We start from the raw sequence: 21786 nt of genomic DNA, 5'->3' as shown, positions 1-21786 counted from the left end.
ACTTAAACAAAAGTATAGATTGTGGATGAGAATGTTTTTTGAAATAATTGGTATAAGAAATGGGGCGAGATTATGAAGAAGAATTCATATAGATTCACCAACAGAGCAGAAAGAATCATAGATCTTTTAAAAGAATATGACAATATTATTCAGCCTTATCACTTTCTGATAGGTGCCTGTGAAGAAGCAACAGGTGTGTGTGGGGAGCTCTTCTTATATTTATACCAGCAAGTCGGGAGTAACTTCATGAAACAAGTTGAAGAAGCGTGTGAAGCTCAACCGGAAGAGTACATAGAATGGAATGAATTGAACATTACCTTTGCTTCCTTAAAGGTGTTAGAACGTGCAAACGAAAAGAAAGAGAATTACGGACAGACCCTTATCAATGAAGGACACATTCTGTTTGCGGTATTAGAGTTAGAGAAAAATCTTAGGAACGTATTATCGAAAGAAATGTTAAATCACATTTTTCAAATAGCCTGTACACCAAGAGATCTGACTGTCCATTTAGACGGGTATTTACATAAGCCACTCTCTCCTCAAAATGAGATCAGAAGAGTGACACCATCAGACCTTCCTGCTTTAAAGAATTACATTCGTGTTGAATTTGGAGAAAGGTGGCTCGAACACGTTAACCACGCTTCTAACAAGGAGGAGATTCCTATCTTTATAGCGGAACGTAACAACACCATAATAGGCTTTGCTTGTTACGATCTTGTCCGCAACCAAAAAAGCATTTTTGGTCCTATGGGCACTTCAAAAGATAAACGATGCCAATTAGTAGGGAGAGAATTGTTGGATACGTGCTTAGTAGAAATGGCTAACCTTCGTTACCCTTATGCAATTATTGATGAGGCGGGACCGGTTGAATTTTATGAGAAGGCTTGTAACGCGAAGTTGATTCCTGTAGGTCAATAGATGAGTTGAACAAGTGGTGTATGAAAACTTCTAGATAAAGACAACAAAAGGCAACCTCCCCTTAAGGAAGCTGCCTTATCCTAATTTGGCTACATATATGGTGTTTCAACGGTACGCTTAGGAATAAGGAGGCCGATTACGACTCCTAGGATCGCAGGGAGCATCCAACCAAGCCCCATGCTATATAAAGGTAAGATGTCTGCGTAAAAGGATTGGACTGATTCTAATACAGATACGGTCCATCCTGGCAGGCTCGCAACAAGTGCTTTATACCCGTCAATGACACTAACAAAGAAGGTAAGAAACATCGAAACAGTGTAGACGCTCTGTTTGTTTCTAAACAACGGAGAAGTGAGTCCTAATAAGATCAGAACAATGGCTAATGGATAAAGGAACATTAAAACAGGGATTGCGAATTGGATAATATTCGTTAAGCCAAAGTTCGCGATGACAAACGAAACAAGGCACAGAATAAGAACGAATGATTTGTAACTGACTTTTGGAATGATGGAGTGAAAGTAATCACTGCAAGATGTAATGAGTCCAATACTTGTCTTTAAACAAGCGAGTACAATAATAATCGCGAGTAACACAGAACCAAATGGGCCGAAGTAATGTTGAGCGACTTCTGCAAAGATCAGCCCGCCGTTATCAAAAGTTCCAATTGTGGCTACACTTGACGCTCCCATGTACGTAATCAGTCCATAAATGAGCATCATAAGTCCCATAGCAACAACACCGGCTTTCCATGTCGCCTGAGCAATGGCCTTAGGCTCTGTAACGCCTTTTGACTTAATCGCATTAATGACCACAATCCCAAACGCAAGGGAAGCCAAAGCGTCCATTGTGTTATATCCTTCTGTAAAACCTGTCATGAAGGCCATATCCTTATAATCGCTCGCAGGGCTACTGAAACCTCCCATGGGATTTAAGATAGCCGTCCCGATCAGGATGAATAAAAAGATCAGGAATAATGGAGTTAAGTATTTACCGATGTAATCCATAACTTTAGCAGGGTTTAAAGAAAAGTAATAAACAATAGCAAAAAACACGAAACTGAAGACCCCTAGCCATAAAGTTACTTGGCCATCATTTAAGAATGGTTCAAAACCGACCACGAATGGAACGGTTGCTGTCCGCGGAATAGCGAAGAACGGTCCAATCGTTAAATAAAGCACGGTTGCAAAGGTAATTCCGAATAATGGGTGTACTCGACTAGCTAAGTCTTGCAGTCCATTACTTCGTGAAAGTCCGATGGCTAATATCCCCATAAACGGAAGCCCGATTGCTGTCACTAAGAACCCAATTAAGCCAGGCCAAAAGTTTGTCCCTGCCATCTGACCGAGTTGGATCGGGAAGATAAGATTCCCTGCTCCGAAAAACATACCAAAAAGCATGGTTCCGATCAGGGCGTATGTTGAAAATGATAATTTGTTTTGCATAAGTCTTGCCCCTATTCTATGTATGATTAATTCTGATAATTCAATAAAAATAATACTATCAGGTAATTGCATTGGGGGCAATGACATATTGGATTTTATTTAAACCTAAATATATTAATAAAAATTTATAGGTCTAGTAAGGTGTGAAATCATAAGTGGGAATGAGAAGATCTTCCATAGAATTGTTTTTAGCCACATTAACCAACAATACATAAAAAATGTGCCCGAATTTATATAAATTCGGGCACAATTCTCTTTTAGAATGTAAGGGCTGCTTCTTCCGTTTTCTTCAAACCATCTTGAATAATGTCATCCGCTTGGTCAGGAAACTGGTTGTGTCCTTCAATGACAAGTGTTGTAATATCTTCAATTCCCCAGAAACTTAAGATATTCGTTACATAATTAACAGCCATCTCTGAAGACTGAGCTGGGCCTTCTGAATAAACGCCACCTCGTGCATTTAATAGGACAACCTTTTTGCCCTTTAACAGTCCTACTGGTCCTTCAGCTGTATATTTGAACGTTTTCCCTGCTTGCGCCAAGTAATCGAAGTACGTGTGCAACACTGCTGGGATCGTAAAGTTCCAAAGAGGGAAGGCGAATACGACTTTGTCTGCAGCAAGAAATTGCTCTAAATAGCTGTTTACAATAGATGCGGCTTTTGCTTCTTCGTCCGATAACTCGATTCCTTTTGCTTGTTTGAACATGCCATTGATTTTATCAGTGTCATAGTAAGGAAGGTTTTCTTCAAATAAATCTAGCTCAGTAATATGGTCATTAGGATGTTGTTCTTTATATTGTTCTAGAAATGTATGGTATAACTTCACGCTTACAGATTGTTCAATAGGTCTTGAGTTTGCTTTTATGAAAAGTACATTTGCCATAGATAATGCCTCCAGTAATTAATTGTTGTTATAGCAACTATTGGGGAGGAATGTCCACTATTGCTCTTGGACATTCTGATTGATTTTTGTTAACAATCGTTCGAGTTCAACTAGTTCCTCGCTCGAGATTCCTTTACAAACGATATCATTAAATTCTTCTGCAACGGGAATGACTTGTTCACCTAGTTCCTTGCCGCTATCAGTTAAAAACAGCATGAGAGAGCGACGATCTTCCTTAGGATGAGCTCGATAAATATAGCCTTTTTTCTCCAAATTAGAAGCCATTCTCGCTATGTTTGTTTTGTCTTTATCAAGTTGATCCGCTAGCTGGTTTTGAGTTAGCCCATCTTTCTCCCAAAGCAACATCATAATTAGGTTTTGCTCAGGTGCCAGGTTGAAATCTTCAAGCTTTGATTTAATAAACTTTGTAAGATTTAGATCCGTCTGGTGAATTTTAATACTGATATAATCTTGAAAAGATAACTTCAAAGGGGTTCCTCCTGTGTTTAGTTGCTATACAAACTTTTATACGTACGTTAGTATAATGAGGAACAATATAATTGTCAATTCAGTTGTTTAAAGATCTGTGATTATTAGAGCGAGCTACAATTCTTGATAGTATACGATACTTATTATTAAAATAGTTGTTATAACGACTATTGGTGAGGAGGAGTTAATAATATGCAAAGTGAAAATCAGCTAAAGAGACGTGTTCGTGATCAATGGTATGTAGAGTATCAAGAGATGAACTTCCCAGCTATTCAAAAAGGATGGGTACTGCCAGCTGACCGTTGGAAAGATTTCGATCCGTTTATTTTAATGGCAGAGGATTGGTTTAAGAAAGGGACCTTCCCAGACCACCCTCACAGAGGATTTCAAACTGTGACTTATGTAATTGATGGTAGACTTGAGCATATTGATAATGGCGGAGGACGAGATATATTAGAGCCAGGTGATGTTCAATATATGAATGCTGGTTGGGCTGCTCGTCGCGCAGAAGATGGTGTAGAAGACGATGTTGCTCACACCCTTCAATTATGGCTCAATCTTCCTCAGGACAGGAAACAAACAGAGACGCTTTATCAAAACATTTATGCCGAAGATGCTCCTATTGTCAATATCGATGGAGGGTCGATTAGGGTATATTCTGGCGGTGTAGCCGGTGTAAAGGGACCTATGGAATCTATTGTTCCCATTACGTTATCTGAAGTGAACCTTACAGAAGATGCATCGTATACACTAGAACTACCTGAAGATCATAATGCTTTTATCTATGTATTGTCAGGGGAAGTAGAAGTTGGAGAAGAGAACACAACTCTAAAAAAACATGGCGTTGCTACGTTAAGCTATCAAGAGAATGGAGACTCAGAAAAACCAAGCTCACTTCACCTGAAAGGAAACAGAAGACGAACAAGAGTGCTCGTTTATTCTGGTCGTCCAATTAAGGAAACCATCGTTCCTTATGGTCCTTTTGTTATGAATTCAATGGAAGAGATTAAACAAGCTTTTCAGGATTTCAGGGACGGGAAGTTTGGACCTCCTGCCGTGTAACGCTACAAATACTATCTAGTTCGAATGAAAAAGACCGTAATTCTAAAAGGGAATTGCGGTCTTTTTATAGACTGATTTAGTAGGTTTTGAAATAATTGGTATAGAGTATATTGAGTCTTTTTGGAGGGTGGAGACATGGGAGAAATTACGTTGTTTCATAATGAAGGTGTTATAAAATACAGGACATATTCCATTCAATTGTTACCAAGAGAATTTCAGCTCTTTCAATACTTATATAAATGGCCTTCAAGAATATTCACAAGAGATGAACTCCTTGATGCGGTTTGGAATTTAGAAGCCCCAACAGACAGAACGGTGGATGATCACATCTACCGAGTTCGCAAAAAGCTTAAGCCTTTATCTTCTGTGGTTGAGATTGAAACCGTAAGAGGGAAGGGGTACCGTTTGCGGGTTCATAAAGAGACTCAAGTTAGTCCTCTATCAAAAGATGGTGAAGTATCCACAAACGTAAAAACATTGTTTCATAAATATCACCTGTATGGACAAGGGGATGCCTTGAAGGTTCTAGAAGAGAATCAATCCGTATTTGGCGTTACATTAGATCCTCAGAGTCGTCTTTATCTCCAGTTCATGAAAGGGGATATTAAAGGACTCGTCGAAACGGAGGAAGTCACCTTTTGGGAAAAGTGCTACTATCTTTTGCATATCTATTCTTACATACAGCCCGATCAAGAGAAGAGTTTGTCTTACTTTTTAAAGGCTATGGATACACCGAAGATGCCGAGTTTTCATAAAGATGAAATCAGACTTTTAAATCGTATACCACTTCTCATTTTTACTAAGCATTTGGAAGAAGCCGAACAATTGCTTCAGGAATCGAAGAAAGAGATTTATGATAAGAAACTTGAGGGCTTTATCCCCCTCCTCTACTTAGCAGAGTTATATCTAGCATTTTTGAAAGAAAGCGGCTCAGTAATAGAAGAAAAGCTACTGGAAATGGAACAATTACTAGTGAAATACCCTTATTCTAGAGAGCAGTCCACCTTCTTTATTATAAAAGGCATATACTATCTCTACAAAAATGACCATGAAGGGGCAGAAAGGTGGTTCCAAAAAGGGTTTAAGCAATTTACGGAAGCGAGCTACGCACCAGGTGAGTTAATTAGTGTGAATCTTATTCTTTTCTTTATGAAAGAGTTTAATAGTAAAGGGAACATTACAGAGCGTTACCAACATCTTATGGATCAGTATGCTCAAAGATTTCATTTTTCAGATTTAGAGCAGAAGATTTATAAGCAATTACACGATCACTTAGGATAGCAGCCTAAAATTTCTCCTCTGATAATCTTCTGACATTCACACATTATGATGTGATTAAGAACAAATCAGAGGAGGATGGAGATGGAAAAGAAGAATTCCATATGGCGAAATCAAAATTTTGTTCCTTACTTTTTAGCCAATGCCCTATCGAACCTTGGAAATTGGTTTGACTTTGTAGCTGTTCTTATTTTATTCAGATATACTTGGCAAGCAGATCCGATGTTAATTGCGCTAATCCCAATTATGTATGCCATACCTAGTATCTTGTTAGGGCAGTTTGCAGGTGTGTTCGCAGATCGAAAAGATAAACGGAAAGTGCTGATATACTCAGACTGGATTCGTGGAGGACTGACTCTGTTGATCGTACTGACCACTTCACCTTGGTTTGCGCTCCCTGTTCTTTTTTTGCGCAACGCGGTGGGAGTAGTTAGTTTTCCTGCTCAACAAGGATTAATGAGAAGCATCGTACTCGAAGAAGATATTATGAAGGCAGTAACGATTAATGGAAGCTTATATCAACTTATGAAAGTTGTAGGCCCCCTGATCGGTGGTTCCGTAACGGGTTTCTTCTCACCAGAAGTATCCATAGTAGTAAACGCTGCCTCCTTTATACTGTCTGGGCTGATTTTACTTAAGGTAGAAGTGAAGCACCAAGACCTTGGAGAGAATGAAGTTGATGAGGGCAAAGAAGCGGTTCGTTTCCTCACTTCATGGAAAGAAGGATGGCGTATCGTTTTAAAAAGTCAGGTCCTCTTTGCCAGCATGATGTTTGGGATTGTAAGCACATTAACGATTCAAATGATTGATACTCAAATCGTAACGTTGTTTAGTGAGGTGTTTCCTAATAAACCTGAAATAACAGGGTGGGCGATTTCTGGCATTGGGATGGGTTCACTTATTGTGGTCCTTTATTTAAATCGGTTGGATGAAATCCTTAGGTATGGATGGTTCTTCGGCATGGGTAGTGCGTTGATAGGAGTCATGGTTCTTGGGTTTGGTTTCCTTGATCACTTCAACCTAGTAACTGTAGCCTTAGGGCTTTCTATTATTGGCGGTATAGGGAATGGAATAACCTTTACAGCCATCAATTACTTGATTCAAAAAGAACCACCTCAAGAAGCGATTGGCAGGGTATCGGGAATTGTAGATTCTACTTTAAGTGTCTTGTTTATCGCAGGCCCTTTGCTTGGAGGAATTTTGATTAGTCAATTTGGGGTGCTGCTGGCTTTTAAGGGAATAGGGATAAGCTTGGCGATGATTGGACTCCTGGGGATCGTTCTACAGAATTTTATCTGGGGTGAGCGGCCCACATTTTCGAAGTCACAATTAGAGAGAGAAGCCTACCCTGAAATTGAAAAAGGCGGGGAGCAGGTATAGATCAACCTGTTCTTGTACAGAAGAATCTTCTTCTTATCAATGTGAATTGTTAGGGGGTAAATAAAATACCGCAGTTCCTAGTAGGAACTGCGGTTTTACTTGATTTCTTAACTGTTATACAAGCTGGGTGGTATAACAACAGAGAAGTTAGAGATACACTTTATTTATCTTTCATTTATAACATACGTACCAGCAATAAAGTCGTGAATCGCTCGTTTGTCTTCTCTTACAGCGACCATAATGGCACTAACGATAAAGGCAATTCCTATTGTTAATCCGTAAAGAAGTCCTGCGACGATTACACGCAGAATCATGGTTAGAATCGTAACATTCTCACCGTTCTTCTTGACAATCCGAATATTCATTAACCGCTTTCCAATCACATAGCCTTTCCAGACCACAGGGACTATGATTAAGTATAAGGTACTTAGTAAATCTGTAATATTGTAATCCTCTTTATAGAAATCCCCATAGAAAAGAAATGTAATAAAGCTCAAAATAACCCCAACAATTATCCCGTCTATAAGGTTAGCCAGTAAACGAACCCCAAATCCAGCTGGACGTTCCATTGGATCTCCTCCTTATAAAAGCATCAATTCCTCCCACATTGTACTACTCTTGAAAAGCGGTTCCAAATGGTTTTAATCATTCATCAAAAAAATTCTTCTCGTTATTAACTATTCTTGTCAGGGTGAAAACATGACGATATTCCATGATTTAGTGGACGGTTGTGTGTCGTTTTGAAATAATTGGGGTAAGACGAGTGCAGTGTGAGGTGAGGGGATGGAAAGAGTATACATAAGGGACTACAGAATGGAAGATGAACCGTTTCTTGCTTCTATGCTACAAGACCCTGAGATGATGATGTATATAGGAGAGGGGAAAACGAGGGACGATAAAGGAGTTCATCGTTTCATGAGAAAGATTCTAGACACATATGACCAGAATCCGAGTCTTGGTTTGAAGATTATTATAAGAAAAGAAGATGAGGTCAAGATTGGACACGCTGGGATTGTTCCTCAGACAATTGAGGGGACAGAGGAATGGGAGATTGGCTATTGGATTGCCCGTCCTTATTGGGGGAAGGGTTATGCAACAGAGGTGGCTCAATCCCTAAAGCTTTATGGATTTCGACACTTAAAGGCTAAGAAGCTTATATCCCTTATTCAGCCTGAGAACATGGCTTCTAGAAGAATAGCTGAAAAGAATGGGATGATGGTAGAGCGGTTGATTCAGTTATCAGGTAAGGAAGTGCTCGTTTATGCTGTTTTAAGGGAATAAGAAAAGAATTAGCTTCAGGGAGAGAAGCTTGTCTTTTATGTTCTCATTTTAAACCTAGTTATAGGAGGTATTTAGGTTGGATCGCTACGCTATTGTAACCGTTGGGAAAATCCATAGTGGCCAAAGCACATTTGCCAAAGAATTGCACCACCATTTATCAAATTCCCATATCATCGATCAGGACAATCAAGCTACGTTTATCAATACTTATTATAAAGATATGCTTCCTGAAGAGGGGCCAAACGTTTTGAAATATGTTGTATCATAATCCATTCTCGACTATGCACTAGATTATACCCATGCCCACCTAATTCTCTCTAATGCCAATTTATCGAGAGTGGGACGTTCAAAGCTATTGATCAATTTCGCCAAAAGAGGATGAATACGATCATCGTTTACTTCGATCTGCCTAATCAAGTCTTGGAAGAAAGAATAGAACGAACGAATCGAAGTACCAATATATTTAGAGTTGCCACTACGTTTGAAGAAGTACTAGAGAGGCAATCAGTCAATGAACAAGAAGAAGAGCTTTTACCACCTACACAATCGGAAACGGATCATTTGTTTGTGATAAAAGGCGCAAAAGACATCCACACTGTCATTAGTGATATCTGCAATATTGCAGAATAGTTCTTAGAAGGTTGAGGTGATGGACGATGTGTTTAATTAACTTTGCTTACAAAATAGATAGCACCTATGATTTAGTTGTAGCAGCAAACCGTGATGAGTTTTACCAAAGAGAAACAGCCAAAGCCCACTTTTGGGAGGAGGCTCCACATGTACTTGCTGGACGAGATCTTGAAAAGATGGGTACATGGATGGGAGTTACGAAAAGTGGGCGTTTTGCGGCCCTGACAAATTATCGTGCCCCTAATGAAGATACAGAAGGAAAGCGTACGCGCGGGGAGTTGGTAAGTGATTTCTTGAAAGGGAGTGCGTCACCTAGAGAATATTTAGAGGCTGTTCATGAGAGGAACCATTCATACCCAGGCTTTAATCTCCTCGTATCGGATGGGGAATCTTTATTCTATTATTCAAACCGCGAACGGGATATCCGGGAACTAGAGCCAGGCATTTATGGCCTAAGCAATCATCTGTTAGATACACCGTGGCCGAAAGTGCAAAAAGGTAAAGAAGGATTAGGGGCGTGCTTGGAAACGACCTCAGATGGTTTGGATTCTTGTTTATTCCAAATACTTGAGCAAGCAGAACCCGCTAATGATGAAGACCTTCCTGACACAGGCATTCCTCTTGAGTGGGAGCGAAGTTTGTCTTCACTTTTTATAGATACTCCGAATTATGGGACGAGAGCTTCTACATTAGTTTATATGAATGAAGAGCAGGTTCGTTTTGTTGAACGAGTTTATGAAGGTGGAACTTTTGGGGAAGAGACCTATATTCTTGAGAAATAGTATGAAAGAAGGGAGTGAAGTATCTTATATAAATTGGTTAACCGTTTAATACTCTTTCGATTTTATAAGGTACTTTACAAATTTAAAAGAATAGTATACCCTTCAAATAGTAATGATTACGATTTAAGTGCACTTACTTTTCTTTTTTTAAATCGTAACCAGAACTTAGCATTTATGCATAAACTTGTATAAAAAAATTTTTCATATTTTTAAATCGTAATCATTACATTTTATGGAGGTGGTCATATGGCTAGAAAGTCAAAAATCGTAAAACAAAAAAAGCGTGAAGCAATGGTGGAGAAATATGCTCAGTTGCGTCATGAATTAAAAGAAAAAGGAGACTATGAAGCTTTACGAAAGTTACCCAGAGATTCTTCTCCGACACGATCAAAGAAACGTTGTGCAGTAACTGGAAGGCCAAGAGGTTATATGAGAACGTTTAATATGTCACGGATCGCTTTTCGAGAATATGCCCATAAAGGTCAGTTGCCTGGGGTGAAAAAAGCAAGTTGGTAATACAGATCCTGAAAGGAGGCGGCCCTTGTGTATAAGTGGATTGTAATAGGGGGCGGCATTCATGGAAGCACTGTCGCCTCTCATTTATTGCATCACGGTGCAGTTACACATGAAGAAATGGCCATTATAGATCCTTATGATGGCCCGATAGAGAATTGGAAAAGGTTAACGAATAAGATAGGTATGAAGCATTTACGGTCTCCCTCTGTTCATCACCTTCATCCAGATCCGTATCATTTAAAAAAGTTTGCCAGAACACAACAGTATAGCGCTGGGTTTAAAGGGAGATATCAGCGGCCCCTGTTACATATGTTTAATCATCACTGTGAACAATGGTTCAATGAAGTGAACTTACAACGCTCCTGGAAAAAAGGGGAAGTAGAAAGTCTTAACAAAAAGGATGGAGCATGGCATGTGCATCTGAATACGGGTGAGTGTTTCCAATCCAAAAATATCGTTTTAGCTATAGGTGTTACTAACAAGCCTCATTGGCCAGGTTGGATCATGGAACTAAAAACATCAGACCCTAGTGGTATCTATCATATTTTTGAAGAACCTACTCTTCTTGCAAAGGGAAAAACTGCAATCATTGGGGGTGGAATGACAGCCGCCCATACGGCAATTCAACTAGCCAAACAGGGTGATGAAGTAATAACTTTAATTAAACGTCATCCATTCCGCTTACATGATTTTGATAGTGATCCAGGGTGGTTAGGACCAAAATATTTAGCAGGGTATGAAAATATTGATTGTAATAAAGAGCGTCGGTCTCAAATTCAAAAGGCTCGTTATAAAGGATCTTTGACGAGAGATTTACATGTTGAAGTAAAGGCATTGATTAGACGTGGAAAACTGAATGTCATAACGGATGAAGTTTCTTGTGTTAACAGAAGGGAGAGAAGCTTATTACTTCAAATGAAAGGCGGGTCGGAAGTAAAGGTTTCTTCAATTGTATTAGCAACTGGGGTGGATAAAGGAATACCAGGGGAAGAATGGCTATCAAAAACAATACGAAAACATGAGCTCTATTGTGCGCCTTGTGGATTTCCGGTGGTAGACGACACGTTAAAGTGGGATGAGGGGCTTTATGTAACAGGAGCGTTAGCCGAGCTTCGAGTCGGCCCAGCATCAAGAAATATAGCTGGGGCTAGAAAAGCCTCTGAACGCATTATGCAATCTGTTTCATTGGAGAGAATAGTAGAACGAAGATAAAAATCCCCGGTTTATATGGTCAATAGGACTTTAAAGAAAATATGTGATAAGAAAAAAATCATGCGTTAAAAATGAGGTGCTTCGTATGGATCCTTATTTAGAAAAGATTCTTACCAGACAAATCATTCGTTCTCTACCATCTAAACAAAGAGATGTGTATACCTATGTTACAGCTAAAGAGGAACGAATAGCTGAAAAGGCAATAGATAAGCAAGGCTTTCTAGATTTATTAACTCAACAATCCATTTATAAGAAAGCCGCAAAGAAATACCATATGACAGAAGCACAGCTACACGCTTTGTTAAAACAAGCAGAGCTTACAATTTTAAATCGATTGCATGGTTTGGATGCTATGTGGATTGACTTTACAGATAATCTAAAAGAAAGCCAATCCAAAAAATTATTTTATTTTAGTTTGAGAGACATTAAGAATAAGTAAGGTTTTCGTTTACAGTTTCAGCCTTCTATTATATAATATTTCCAATTAAACAAATTTAACCTGTGAAAAAGAGAGTAGTCGTTTGAAGGCCTGCAGAGAGCTGGGGATGGTGGGAGCCCGGTGGTAAAAAAGCGATGAACCGGACTTTTGAGGTATAGCTCTGAAAGAAAGTACGGGCTATCGGGACTTGCCGTTATCAAGTACATAAGCTGACCTTTCTTTTTCTGAAAGGTAATGAGAGTGGCACCGCGGAAACGATACCCGTCTCTCCTCCTGTAATGGAGGAGGGGCGGGTTTTTTGATGTAGAAAGGGGAGTATGAGGATGAATGTTACACATGAGATTGCGACGTTGTTGGCAAACGAATTAAATGAACAACTATCACCCGAAAGGATTGAATTGTTACTGGAAGTACCGAAACACAGCAAGATGGGCGACCTTGCTTTTCCATGCTTTGAACTGGCAAAGGCCTTCAAGAAAAGTCCAGCTTCCATTGCAGGAGAGCTATCCATACACATACAACCATCACCTTCTGTTGTATCTCATATAGAAGCGGTTGGGCCATATGTGAATTTTTTCTTTAACAAAGCATCCTTTACAGAAGAGGTCTTAGCAGCCGTTCAGACAAAGGGAAATCTTTATGGTGGTCACACATTTGGAAATGACAAGACGATCACGATGGATTTATCCAGTCCGAATATCGCAAAACCTTTCTCAATGGGGCATCTTCGTTCAACTGTAATTGGAAATGCAGTAGGCAATATTCTAGAGAAGTGTGGCTATACTGGAGCTTGTTTAAACTACCTCGGCGATTGGGGGACGCAATTTGGTAAATTAATCGCTGCTTATAAGTTGTGGGGAGTAGAGGGGAAAGTGCGTGCCAATCCCATTCAGGAACTACTCAAGCTATACGTGAAATTTCATGATGAAGCAAAAGAAGATCCTTCCCTTGAGGAGTTAGGACGTTCCTGGTTTGTAAAACTCGAACAAGGGGATCAAGAGGCAACGGAGCTCTGGGAATGGTTTCGAGAAGAATCTCTTCATTCCTTCGGGTCGATCTATGATCTTCTTAATGTCTCTTTTGATTCATACAAAGGAGAGTCTTCTTTTCATATGCACTCCGAAGAGATTTTAACGATGTTAAAAGAGAAATCATTACTTGAGAAGTCGGATGGAGCTCTTGTTGTACGTTTAGACGATGAAGGTATGCCACCTGCCCTGATTCAGAAGTCAGACGGAACGACACTTTATACAACCCGCGATCTAGCAGCAGCTATTTATAGAAAGGAAACGTACAATCATGCTGCTTCTTTATATGTTGTTGGAAACGAACAAAGTCTCCACTTTAAGCAACTTCGCGCTGTATTGAAGAAAATGGGCTACAATTGGGCAGATGAAATCATGCACGTTCCCTTTGGCATGATGCTTAAAGATGGTAAGAAAATGTCCACTCGTAAAGGGAAAGTTGTTTTCTTAGATGAAGCACTCCAGAAATCAATCCAGTTTGCGAAAGAGAATATTGAAGAAAAGAATCCTGACCTGAATCAGAAAGAAGAGGTGGCACAGAAGGTTGGTGTTGGGGCCGTCATTTTCCACGACTTAAAAAATGATCGCATGAATGATGTGGAGTTCTCTTATGAGGAGATGCTGAAGTTTGAAGGGAATACGGCTCCGTACTTGCAGTATACGTATGCTCGTGCCAAGTCGGTTTTGAAAAAAGCGGAGGGAGTCACGACCCATTATTCCTTCAAAGAGGAGGACTGGGAGTACGCATGGTCTGTTGTTCAAAAGGTGGCGGCTTTCCCTGAAGTCATTGAACAGGCAGCAATACACTATGATCCTTCGAAAGTGGCTAAGTATCTATTGAAGCTTGGTCAGGCGTTTAATAGTTATTACGCGAATGTACGTATCTTAGAAGAAGGGCCTTACCTGGGTGGTCGTCTAGCGTTAACAGAAACTGTAGCTATTGTGATTTGGGAGGGGCTTAGTCTGCTAGGGATAGAGGTACCAGAAGAAATGTAAACGTATTTAAGGTGTACGAAGTGAAGAGCCATACGGAGTGAGGAAGAGATAATGTAATAAGCGCATAGTCTCTTCCTTATCTCTGTAAAATTTATTTCGAGGGCAAGCTTACTTCTTCATTAATAATTGAAAACTCATTAAAAAAACCTCTTACTTTTAAATCCAAGTGGTAGGTAGGGTCTTCGAGATTGCGGTAAGCTACATCTTTTCTCATGGTAAATACACCAGAAGTATAACTCTCTTTCGCCGTAATCATGGTGATTTGCTTGTCTTTCCCGTTCTCATTTTCTGCTTCCACCTCAAATGAATCGCAGGTTACATCGAGGCATTGGACATCATAGTGATTCTTTAGCCACAAGGCATAATCCGTATTGTCAGGCTTCATGATGATCAAGAGGATGCTGACCATCAAAACTATGTGTACTGTAAATGAAGCAGCAATGAGTAGGATGTGTTTCTTTTTCAAGTCAATACCTCCAAGTTCCATAACATAGCTCATTAACATTTCCTTCTGAATCTACATAAATCAGATAATTCAAATATGTTACAATATTAACAGTTTTTGAGATTGTGTGCATTGGGAGTTTGGGAAAACTTGTAGTGAACTTAGGAGGGGTAACATGACTATTCGTTTCTTAGAAAGTGAAAGGCTATTCCTTAGACCTATAGAAGAAGCAGACTTGGATATATTCTACCAACAAGGACTTTGGGATGCTGAAGTTAGAAGATTGACAGGGACACAAGCCTTCTTTAGTAGATCTAGTGTAGAGCAGTGGTTTGAAAAGATCTCTGGAGACTCAGAGCGTATAGACCTACTCATTTGCCAGAGGGAGGATGGAACGCCTATTGGGGACATGGCGATGTTAGATATTGACCATTTGAATCGAAAAGCAGTAGTGAGAGTTTCCTTATTTGCTAAGGAAACATGGGGGAAAGGATTAGGTACGCAAGCCCTATCTTTACTTGTGGAGTATGGCTTTAAACAGTTGAATCTGAATCGCGTTGGTTTAGATGTGTTTTCGTATAATAGTCGTGCCATTCGTTCTTATGAAAAGCTTGGATTCGTTAAAGAAGGGGAGATTCGGGATGCTTTGTTTTACGATGGTGCGTACCACGATTCCATTTTAATGGGGATGAAGAAGAGGAATTTATCAAGCAGCACAAATAGGGAGGGAGCGAAGTGAAAGAAATCATTCAACAGCCACATGATTTAAAAGAGTTAGCTCAGTTTATTGCGAAGCTGAATCAAAACCCTTCAACCCATATCGGCTATGCAGGAGATGAACAAGTTGAAATTCACGATACGTTAATGTCAGATTTCTCTGATCTTGATCCATCTTCTTCTTTTTCGGTCTGTTATGTGGATGGGCAAATTATTGGTGCGATCGGAGTAGATGTTGACCTGAGTGATGAGAGTGGGGAAGTTTGGGGACCTTTCATAATGGAAGGTACCGGCTATAATCTTGCTGAAAGATTATGGGACGAACTACTTGTAACATTACCTACCTCTATTAACACCTTCTCTTTTCTTATTCATAAAGACAACGATCCTGCCCAGACATTTTTAACAAGAAAGGAAGCGAGGAAGTGCCAAAGTCACATCGTACTTCAGGCAACTTTAGCTCAGAAGCCTGAAGAAAATATCATTTCCATGATTTTTCCTTATACTGCATCAGATTTTAAAGCTTTCAACGCATTACACAATGCTTTATTTCCGGACACATATTTCAGTGCCCATACGATAATAAACCGCCTCAACCAAGACAGGGAGCTTCTTTTTGCTAAGGATACTTCAGGGGAGATGAAAGGTTACGTTTACATCGAAGCAAACCCTGCACACGGGGAAGGTTCTATTGAATATATCGGGGTTGCAACACAACATAGGAGGAAAGGTTTGGGTAAACAACTACTTACCGCTGCCCTGCACCACCTCTTTTCGTATAAATCGATCCAAGATATATCGATCTGTGTGGCGAAGAAGAATGAAGCAGCGATTTCTTTATATAAAAGGGTCGGTTTTAAGGCGATTAGTGAGCTGGAGCATTATGAGATAGAGAAATAAGATGGAGAAGTTATGGGAGAGATTCTTATGAAGTATACTATCGCATCTGGGTTTCAAAACAGAGATCAGGTACGCTATGTTAGGGACAAATTGAATCTAGAAGGATTTGTACATACTTATGACTGGACTCAAAATGATCGAGCTACAAGTAAGGAAGCGCTAGTTGAAATCGGCCAAAAAGAGAAATATGGCGTGAAAGAAGCGGATCTTATAGTAGTCCTTCTGCCTGGTGGGAAAGGAACACATATTGAATTTGGGATGGGGATTGGTTTAAACAAAAAGGTTATTTTATATGCACCACATAGAGATGTGGAGGACTTCAATAATACGAGTACCTTCTCCCATCTACCTGAAGTACAGTCTTCTGATTCGTTGGATAAAGTTATTAATATGGCTTTGGAATGGAGGGGAGGATGTTGATTTATATCGAAAAACTGACCCGTAGTCATGCTAAAGCATTATTTCACTTTGAAGTTGCCAATCGCTCTTTCTTTGAAACCATGGTCCCTTCACGTGGAGAGTCGTACTATGAATGGAATGTCTTCTTAAAAAAGCTTGATTCCTTACTTAAGGAACAGAAGGAAAAGGAAGCTTATTATTACTTAATCATGGAAAAGGCCGGCACAATAGTTGGAAGGATAAATATTGTTTTAGATACTACTGCCAGTACTGGAGATTTAGGTTACCGTATTGGTCAAGATTATACAAGGAAAGGTCTGGCAAAGCGGGCAGTAGAAACTCTTCTAAAGGAGAAACATGTAGCGGAGTTAGAACGAATAACGGCTAAAACTACCTCAAGTCATATAGCTTCTCAGAAAGTGTTGGAGAGAAATGGATTTATATATGTAAAAACTGATCCTGTCGCTTTCTATTTCCGTGGAAATAAGGAAAATTTTGTTCATTATGAGCTAGTGAAAGGTGAACGTTTAAAGTAAAGTCTCTAAAGGAGTGAATAAATTGTTAAGTAGTTTCGGGATCCCCGGTCTTATTCTTATATTGCTGATGATTGTAATAGTTGTAGGGGTCGGTATGTTAATCGTTAAGAATATTAAAAATTCATAAGTGGTATCAGAAGGATTTTGCGGAGGTAGATATAGTGAAAGTAGAAGATCTGCAATTGGTTAGTAATTATAAAGATGACGCTAAAAAAAGAAAGAGCTTTAATGATCTAGCTATACTCACTTTTGGAATTAGCTTTGAAGAATGGTACCAAAAAGGGTTTTGGAACGAACGTTATATCCCTTATTCCTTTGTGCAAGGTGATCAGGTAATCGCCAACGTTTCTGTAAATCTTATAGATTTGGTCATAGATGGGCAACTGAGAATGGCTGTGCAAGTAGGCACTGTTATGACACATCCTGATTATCGAAATCAAGGCCTCTCATCCAGATTGATGAAAAAGGTTTTACAGGAATATGAAGATGCTTGCGATTTCTTTTATTTGTTTGCTAATCAAAGTGTGCTCGATTTCTATCCGAAGTTTGGATTTCAAGAGGTAAAGGAACAAACGTATTCGATGTCTTACTCTCCACCCTACCCATACTTATATTCTAAGCTTAAGAAACTAGATGGAACGAATCTAAGAGACCTATCTTGTATCTATGAATTTGCTGCTGATAGAGTCTCAGCTTCAGAAAAGTTTGGCGCGATAAATGCTCATGGGATCTTAATGTTTCATTGTCTATACGACTTTCCTGACGATATCTACTATATCCAGGAAGACGATTGTATTGTCATCTTCAAACAACAAGGAGGAACGCTTCACCTCTACGATATAATCAGCAAGGAACAAGTTCAATTGGAGAAGATTCTCCCAAAAATAGCTAACGGGAATGATTTAACTATTATCTTTCATTTTACACCTGAGTTGACAGAGTGGCCGATGAGAAGTGAGAGGCTTAATGGGGACGACGTCCTGTATGTTAAAAGTACAGGAAACGGTGCTTATCCTGAACTGGTGAAACATCCTGTTGTTTCTCAAGCATAGAGCGGACTCGAATATATAGGTAGTCTTGGAGCTTTTTATTTCCGCTAACCTCATGAATTTTTAAATGCAAGGAGAGAAGCACATGAATCTTGGGGAACCCATTGCAGAAGGCAACACAGCCAAGATCTATATAAGTGATGGTCATATTATAAAAGTTTTTAAAGAACATCTACCAAGTACAGAGGCTCAGAAAGAAGCTAAGAAACAAGAGTTTGCCCTTTCTTGTGGACTGCCTGTGCCTCGTATTGTCAACGTAATGACGATTGAAGGTAAACCTGCCATTGTAATGGAGTACATAAAGGGTGAATCCATTGGAGTACGCTTCATGGATAATCCGAATGAGGCTGAGTGCTATCTGAAGCAGTCTGTTGAGGTGCAATACAACGTGCATTCCATACCTTGTAACGGGTTGGAGTCGATGACAGAGAAATTAGCAGATCAAATTAAGGCAACATCCATGCTTGAAGCAGCCCAAAAAGAGAAGCTATTAGATTTACTAAAAGAGTCCAACTATACTCCAAAGCTTTGCCACGGTGACTTTCACTTGTATAACCTTATTCAAACAGAGTCTGGTATCTCAATTATTGACTGGGTTGATGCTAGTTCGGGTGACCCTCGTGCTGATGTGTATCGCACGTACTTGCTTTACCTACAGCATTCTAAAGATTTAGCTGAACGGTATCTGACTATTTATTGTGAAATGAGTGGGTTTAAGAAGGGAGATATCCTACAATGGGCGCCCATTATTGCAGGTGCTCGCTTAAGTGAACATGTAGCGTCTGAAGATGTGAGTCGCTTACTTAACATAGTGAATCTCTATTGTCCCGTATAGTAAAAGAGTTTTTCATCATTCCCTCCACCATTTACAGTTTATGAACAAAGAATTAAATAGATTGTCTCGGAGAAGGTTTGATGGGAATACCTGAAAGAAAGTAGGTCATAACGGCATGTAGAAACTCCTTTTTATCAAAAAGAACGACCGATAAATAGGAGGGCGTATGATGAAGAACTCTTTTCGATTATTGTGGAGCGGGCAGATGCTCGCCAATCTTGGTGATGTACTATATATAGTTGGGATCATTACGTTTTTGTATGCTTCAACGGAATCGTCATTTGTCTTAGCGATGCTTCCGTTCTTGAACACGTTTGGCCGCTTCATGAGCGGTATGGTCTCTCCGATCTTAATGAATCGGTATTCTCTAAAGACTTTGCTTGTGGCGTCTCAGGTGAGTAAAACAATCGTTCTCTCCGTATTAGCCACATGGAATACCCTTGCACAAGTTCCCGTTCTATTCTTGTTCGTATTTATTCTCACCATTGCACTCTTAGATGGCTGGGCGTTACCAGCAACAGATGCAATGCTTCCTAGAATAGTGAAAAAAGAGGAGCTAGTGAAGGCGAATAGCTTCGTCTCGATTGTAACAGAGAGTACTCAGCTAGGGGGATGGGCGATCGGCGGGGTACTTGCCTCCCTCATCGGTGGTCAAAACTTACTTTGGTTAACCTTCATTCTCTTTGTAACCTCAACGGTACTCTTAAATGGAATACTGGATCCGGTGCCTTTTAAGAAACATAACGGAGAAAAGAGAATGATAGGAGAGTTATCCGAAGGGTTTAAGGTAATATGGCGCTCTAAGCTGTTTCGCGTCATTCATATTGAAATGGTTATGGAGGCTATTGCCAATGTCGTATGGGTGGCAGCTATTATCTATGTCTATGTCGATGAGGTGCTTGGCCGGTCTGAGGCCTGGTGGGGGTACCTTAACACATGTTTCTTCCTTGGCATGATTGCAGGAGGATCTATTTGTGCTAGATTCCACAATCGTTTAGAGCACAAATTACGCTCGTACATGTTGGGGGCTTCTTTTGTTGTCGTGGTCATGACGCTCTCGTTTGGCTTTAATCAGGTAGCCTGGGTAGCGTTAGTACTTGCTTTTTTCCATGGCATATTCGGCCAAGTGAAAGGTGTGGGACTGAATACATTTTTGCAGAAGGAAGCTACAGGTGAACAGCTTCCAAAGATCTATGCCCTTCAGTCTGGCGTTTTGTCCCTCATATTCGGAGTATCCACCTTGCTGTTTGGCGCTTTAACAGAGTGGGTTGGTGTTCAGTATGTGTTTATGTTATCTGGAATTCTATTATGGATAGGCACGGTTTATTTAATGTTCTATAGATTTGTGTTTCCGAAGTACTGCAAAACGCAAGAGGTCAAAATTCATATGTAAGAGGTAAGAGGGAGTCAGTAGTTTTGGCTTCCTCATTATTTATTAATCCTACTTCTCAAACATTAAACTTTTCTACGCACAACATCTATAAGAATAGCTGATAATAGAGATACACCAAACACTAATGAGAGAATAATCATTAGAACAATATCAGTAATGGGCTCATAGGATTGAGAGAGGAAAAGCATTTTCATATAAACTATACCAATACTTAAAGCTGCAGTAATGGAGGGTATGTACTTCATAAGCCAATGCGACTTATTACGGCTAAGCTTATAAAAGAGAAACGATAATAAAACGGTCATGATGAATCCAATTAACAAAATAAAAATAACATTCACATTTTACAACTCCTATTCTTTAAATGTATTATGAGTCTCCTTTAGTGTAGCATTATTATCTTAATGGTAGGTTATCATTGTTATTCATAATCATCACCGAACATGGTGAAAAGTCTTTCTTTTTATTTTTTTATAAATAAAAAAGGTAGCCTGATATCAACAGGCTACCTTTTTTCTATTACTATTATATCATTCATTACCACTAAATGTAATTCTTTATTTATCTCAATATTCTGTTAATGTTTAGGGAGTATGATCCTAAAGGGGGGATGCTTTATTCCATATATTTATCACATGGTACCTAAAAACATGAAAGGTGAGAGGTTAACACCGTTAAATCGTTTAAAAGATGAAGGACTGCTCAACCTCTATAAGAAAAAGTATTACGATCATCAAGACAGGCCTAAGTTGTTAGAAAAAAGAATCCCTAAGCTAGATTGTCTGTGGAATGATGTTGTTCATTTTCTACCTATTCAACCATACTTCGTCTATAAAACTTTAAAGGACTTAGGTGTAAACATAAGTAGTAAACTACAGTTTTATAAAATCCCGATTACAAACTTAGAGCATAATCAGAATGTCATTTATCTGTATGAGAAAGAAAGCTACAAGGGACCGGCGTCGGAAATTGGAGAAGATCAAATCCTTATCATTAACTCAAGCAATTATAAAGAGCTAACGACTCTTCCGCCTGCAACGACGGAATACTTCGAGGAACAACACCATAAGGGCGAGACGCGATTTGGGATGTTTCATTACATACCACATATCTTGAGCTTAGGAGAAGTGAATATCGCTAATGCTGAAGTGATAAGGTGGAACAAGCCTCCTGAATAG

The 21786-nt window shown here is 39.5% G+C and carries 26 protein-coding genes and 1 other annotated feature; of the genes, 20 read left to right on the top strand and 6 right to left on the bottom strand.

Annotated features, from left to right (window positions below):
- Positions 1 to 72 precede the first annotated feature (72 nt).
- A complete protein-coding gene (locus tag N780_RS07005; RefSeq protein WP_036781838.1) occupies positions 73 to 918 on the top strand; it encodes a GNAT family N-acetyltransferase in 846 nt (281 codons plus the stop codon).
- 89 nt (positions 919 to 1007) lie between these two features.
- On the opposite strand, the gene brnQ is transcribed toward N780_RS07005, so the two are convergent.
- The 3 genes from brnQ to N780_RS06990 form a co-directional block, all read right to left on the bottom strand.
- Positions 1008 to 2360 (bottom strand): branched-chain amino acid transport system II carrier protein, encoded by a 1353-nt coding sequence (brnQ, locus tag N780_RS07000; RefSeq protein ID WP_036781836.1) that lies wholly within the window; start codon positions 2358 to 2360, stop codon positions 1008 to 1010.
- 257 nt (positions 2361 to 2617) lie between these two features.
- Positions 2618 to 3244 (bottom strand): FMN-dependent NADH-azoreductase, encoded by a 627-nt coding sequence (locus tag N780_RS06995; protein ID WP_036781834.1) that lies wholly within the window; start codon positions 3242 to 3244, stop codon positions 2618 to 2620.
- 57 nt (positions 3245 to 3301) lie between these two features.
- Positions 3302 to 3733, bottom strand: coding sequence for a MarR family winged helix-turn-helix transcriptional regulator (locus N780_RS06990; protein ID WP_036781832.1), 432 nt, complete (start codon positions 3731 to 3733; stop codon positions 3302 to 3304).
- A 192-nt stretch (positions 3734 to 3925) separates the two neighbouring features.
- Here N780_RS06990 and N780_RS06985 point away from each other — a divergent pair, with 192 nt between their 5' ends.
- From N780_RS06985 to N780_RS06975, 3 genes are all read left to right on the top strand, one after another.
- Positions 3926 to 4795, top strand: coding sequence for a pirin family protein (locus N780_RS06985; RefSeq protein WP_036781830.1), 870 nt, complete (start codon positions 3926 to 3928; stop codon positions 4793 to 4795).
- 135 nt (positions 4796 to 4930) lie between these two features.
- Positions 4931 to 6076, top strand: a complete 1146-nt coding sequence (locus N780_RS06980; RefSeq protein WP_036781828.1) for a winged helix-turn-helix domain-containing protein — start codon at positions 4931 to 4933, stop codon at positions 6074 to 6076.
- An 81-nt stretch (positions 6077 to 6157) separates the two neighbouring features.
- Positions 6158 to 7453 (top strand): MFS transporter, encoded by a 1296-nt coding sequence (locus N780_RS06975; RefSeq protein ID WP_052114936.1) that lies wholly within the window; start codon positions 6158 to 6160, stop codon positions 7451 to 7453.
- 164 nt (positions 7454 to 7617) lie between these two features.
- Here N780_RS06975 and N780_RS06970 read toward each other — a convergent pair whose 3' ends face one another.
- A complete protein-coding gene (locus N780_RS06970; RefSeq protein WP_036781826.1) occupies positions 7618 to 8022 on the bottom strand; it encodes an RDD family protein in 405 nt (134 codons plus the stop codon).
- Positions 8023 to 8236: 214 nt separating this feature from the next.
- Between N780_RS06970 and N780_RS06965 the strand changes: the two genes are divergently transcribed.
- The 8 genes from N780_RS06965 to argS all read left to right on the top strand — a co-directional run bounded on the left by N780_RS06965 (position 8237) and on the right by argS (position 14334).
- Positions 8237 to 8734, top strand: coding sequence for a GNAT family N-acetyltransferase (locus N780_RS06965; RefSeq protein ID WP_036781824.1), 498 nt, complete (start codon positions 8237 to 8239; stop codon positions 8732 to 8734).
- Positions 8735 to 8810: 76 nt separating this feature from the next.
- Positions 8811 to 9002 (top strand): hypothetical protein, encoded by a 192-nt coding sequence (locus N780_RS20155; RefSeq protein WP_084599426.1) that lies wholly within the window; start codon positions 8811 to 8813, stop codon positions 9000 to 9002.
- Between the two features lie 110 nt (positions 9003 to 9112).
- Positions 9113 to 9364: a hypothetical protein gene (locus tag N780_RS20150; protein WP_084599424.1), complete on the top strand. Its 252-nt coding sequence runs from the start codon at positions 9113 to 9115 to the stop codon at positions 9362 to 9364.
- Between the two features lie 26 nt (positions 9365 to 9390).
- On the top strand, positions 9391 to 10146 hold the full coding sequence (locus tag N780_RS06955) for an NRDE family protein (protein WP_036781822.1): 756 nt from the start codon (positions 9391 to 9393) through the stop codon (positions 10144 to 10146).
- Between the two features lie 246 nt (positions 10147 to 10392).
- Positions 10393 to 10662, top strand: a complete 270-nt coding sequence (rpsN, locus tag N780_RS06950; RefSeq protein WP_036781820.1) for a 30S ribosomal protein S14 — start codon at positions 10393 to 10395, stop codon at positions 10660 to 10662.
- 27 nt (positions 10663 to 10689) lie between these two features.
- On the top strand, positions 10690 to 11874 hold the full coding sequence (locus N780_RS06945; protein WP_036781818.1) for an FAD/NAD(P)-binding protein: 1185 nt from the start codon (positions 10690 to 10692) through the stop codon (positions 11872 to 11874).
- Between the two features lie 85 nt (positions 11875 to 11959).
- Positions 11960 to 12313, top strand: a complete 354-nt coding sequence (locus tag N780_RS06940; protein ID WP_036781816.1) for a hypothetical protein — start codon at positions 11960 to 11962, stop codon at positions 12311 to 12313.
- Positions 12314 to 12366: 53 nt separating this feature from the next.
- Positions 12367 to 12585, top strand: a binding site (T-box leader).
- Between the two features lie 51 nt (positions 12586 to 12636).
- Positions 12637 to 14334, top strand: coding sequence for an arginine--tRNA ligase (argS, locus tag N780_RS06935; protein WP_036781814.1), 1698 nt, complete (start codon positions 12637 to 12639; stop codon positions 14332 to 14334).
- A 91-nt stretch (positions 14335 to 14425) separates the two neighbouring features.
- Here argS and N780_RS06930 read toward each other — a convergent pair whose 3' ends face one another.
- Positions 14426 to 14833, bottom strand: a complete 408-nt coding sequence (locus tag N780_RS06930; protein ID WP_036781812.1) for a hypothetical protein — start codon at positions 14831 to 14833, stop codon at positions 14426 to 14428.
- Positions 14834 to 14954: 121 nt separating this feature from the next.
- On the opposite strand from N780_RS06930, the gene N780_RS06925 reads away from it, so the two are divergent.
- The 7 genes from N780_RS06925 to N780_RS06895 all read left to right on the top strand — a co-directional run bounded on the left by N780_RS06925 (position 14955) and on the right by N780_RS06895 (position 20608).
- Positions 14955 to 15518 (top strand): GNAT family N-acetyltransferase, encoded by a 564-nt coding sequence (locus tag N780_RS06925; RefSeq protein WP_036781810.1) that lies wholly within the window; start codon positions 14955 to 14957, stop codon positions 15516 to 15518.
- Positions 15515 to 16396, top strand: coding sequence for a GNAT family N-acetyltransferase (locus tag N780_RS06920; RefSeq protein ID WP_036781807.1), 882 nt, complete (start codon positions 15515 to 15517; stop codon positions 16394 to 16396). Before N780_RS06925 ends, N780_RS06920 begins: the two co-directional genes overlap by 4 nt.
- Before the next feature lie 27 nt (positions 16397 to 16423).
- On the top strand, positions 16424 to 16816 hold the full coding sequence (locus N780_RS06915; RefSeq protein WP_036781805.1) for a nucleoside 2-deoxyribosyltransferase: 393 nt from the start codon (positions 16424 to 16426) through the stop codon (positions 16814 to 16816).
- The gene (locus N780_RS06910; RefSeq protein ID WP_036781803.1) at positions 16810 to 17331 is read left to right on the top strand and encodes a GNAT family N-acetyltransferase; all 522 of its coding nucleotides are present in this window, start codon (positions 16810 to 16812) and stop codon (positions 17329 to 17331) included. Before N780_RS06915 ends, N780_RS06910 begins: the two co-directional genes overlap by 7 nt.
- Positions 17332 to 17492: 161 nt before the next feature.
- On the top strand, positions 17493 to 18383 hold the full coding sequence (locus N780_RS06905; RefSeq protein WP_036781801.1) for a GNAT family N-acetyltransferase: 891 nt from the start codon (positions 17493 to 17495) through the stop codon (positions 18381 to 18383).
- An 82-nt stretch (positions 18384 to 18465) separates the two neighbouring features.
- Positions 18466 to 19215, top strand: coding sequence for a phosphotransferase family protein (locus tag N780_RS06900; RefSeq protein ID WP_036781799.1), 750 nt, complete (start codon positions 18466 to 18468; stop codon positions 19213 to 19215).
- 169 nt (positions 19216 to 19384) lie between these two features.
- Positions 19385 to 20608 carry an MFS transporter gene (locus tag N780_RS06895; protein WP_052114935.1) on the top strand — a complete coding sequence of 408 codons (1224 nt, stop codon included), beginning with the start codon at positions 19385 to 19387 and terminating at the stop codon, positions 20606 to 20608.
- 62 nt (positions 20609 to 20670) lie between these two features.
- Here N780_RS06895 and N780_RS06890 read toward each other — a convergent pair whose 3' ends face one another.
- Positions 20671 to 20949 (bottom strand): hypothetical protein, encoded by a 279-nt coding sequence (locus N780_RS06890; protein WP_036781795.1) that lies wholly within the window; start codon positions 20947 to 20949, stop codon positions 20671 to 20673.
- Positions 20950 to 21225: 276 nt separating this feature from the next.
- Here N780_RS06890 and N780_RS06885 point away from each other — a divergent pair, with 276 nt between their 5' ends.
- Positions 21226 to 21786: a group-specific protein gene (locus N780_RS06885; protein WP_198135842.1), complete on the top strand. Its 561-nt coding sequence runs from the start codon at positions 21226 to 21228 to the stop codon at positions 21784 to 21786.

Source organism: Pontibacillus chungwhensis BH030062, assembly GCF_000770675.1.
In the GTDB taxonomy this organism is placed as follows: domain Bacteria; phylum Bacillota; class Bacilli; order Bacillales; family BH030062; genus Pontibacillus; species Pontibacillus chungwhensis.
The sequence above is the reverse complement of the archived record's forward strand: the minus strand, read 5'-3'. Positions and strand labels throughout refer to the sequence as shown.

Excerpts from the sequence above, each read along its gene's own strand:
- N780_RS07005 (WP_036781838.1), top strand. The coding sequence starts at position 73 with ATGAAGAAGAATTCATATAGATTCACCAACAGAGCAGAAAGAATCATA.
- brnQ (WP_036781836.1), bottom strand. The coding sequence starts at position 2,360 with ATGCAAAACAAATTATCATTTTCAACATACGCCCTGATCGGAACCATG.
- N780_RS06995 (WP_036781834.1), bottom strand. The coding sequence starts at position 3,244 with ATGGCAAATGTACTTTTCATAAAAGCAAACTCAAGACCTATTGAACAA.
- N780_RS06985 (WP_036781830.1), top strand. The coding sequence starts at position 3,926 with ATGCAAAGTGAAAATCAGCTAAAGAGACGTGTTCGTGATCAATGGTAT.
- N780_RS06980 (WP_036781828.1), top strand. The coding sequence starts at position 4,931 with ATGGGAGAAATTACGTTGTTTCATAATGAAGGTGTTATAAAATACAGG.
- N780_RS06975 (WP_052114936.1), top strand. The coding sequence starts at position 6,158 with ATGGAAAAGAAGAATTCCATATGGCGAAATCAAAATTTTGTTCCTTAC.
- N780_RS06970 (WP_036781826.1), bottom strand. The coding sequence starts at position 8,022 with ATGGAACGTCCAGCTGGATTTGGGGTTCGTTTACTGGCTAACCTTATA.
- N780_RS06965 (WP_036781824.1), top strand. The coding sequence starts at position 8,237 with ATGGAAAGAGTATACATAAGGGACTACAGAATGGAAGATGAACCGTTT.
- N780_RS20150 (WP_084599424.1), top strand. The coding sequence starts at position 9,113 with ATGAATACGATCATCGTTTACTTCGATCTGCCTAATCAAGTCTTGGAA.
- N780_RS06955 (WP_036781822.1), top strand. The coding sequence starts at position 9,391 with ATGTGTTTAATTAACTTTGCTTACAAAATAGATAGCACCTATGATTTA.
- rpsN (WP_036781820.1), top strand. The coding sequence starts at position 10,393 with ATGGCTAGAAAGTCAAAAATCGTAAAACAAAAAAAGCGTGAAGCAATG.
- N780_RS06940 (WP_036781816.1), top strand. The coding sequence starts at position 11,960 with ATGGATCCTTATTTAGAAAAGATTCTTACCAGACAAATCATTCGTTCT.
- argS (WP_036781814.1), top strand. The coding sequence starts at position 12,637 with ATGAATGTTACACATGAGATTGCGACGTTGTTGGCAAACGAATTAAAT.
- N780_RS06930 (WP_036781812.1), bottom strand. The coding sequence starts at position 14,833 with ATGAGCTATGTTATGGAACTTGGAGGTATTGACTTGAAAAAGAAACAC.
- N780_RS06925 (WP_036781810.1), top strand. The coding sequence starts at position 14,955 with ATGACTATTCGTTTCTTAGAAAGTGAAAGGCTATTCCTTAGACCTATA.
- N780_RS06915 (WP_036781805.1), top strand. The coding sequence starts at position 16,424 with ATGAAGTATACTATCGCATCTGGGTTTCAAAACAGAGATCAGGTACGC.
- N780_RS06910 (WP_036781803.1), top strand. The coding sequence starts at position 16,810 with ATGTTGATTTATATCGAAAAACTGACCCGTAGTCATGCTAAAGCATTA.
- N780_RS06900 (WP_036781799.1), top strand. The coding sequence starts at position 18,466 with ATGAATCTTGGGGAACCCATTGCAGAAGGCAACACAGCCAAGATCTAT.
- N780_RS06895 (WP_052114935.1), top strand. The coding sequence starts at position 19,385 with ATGAAGAACTCTTTTCGATTATTGTGGAGCGGGCAGATGCTCGCCAAT.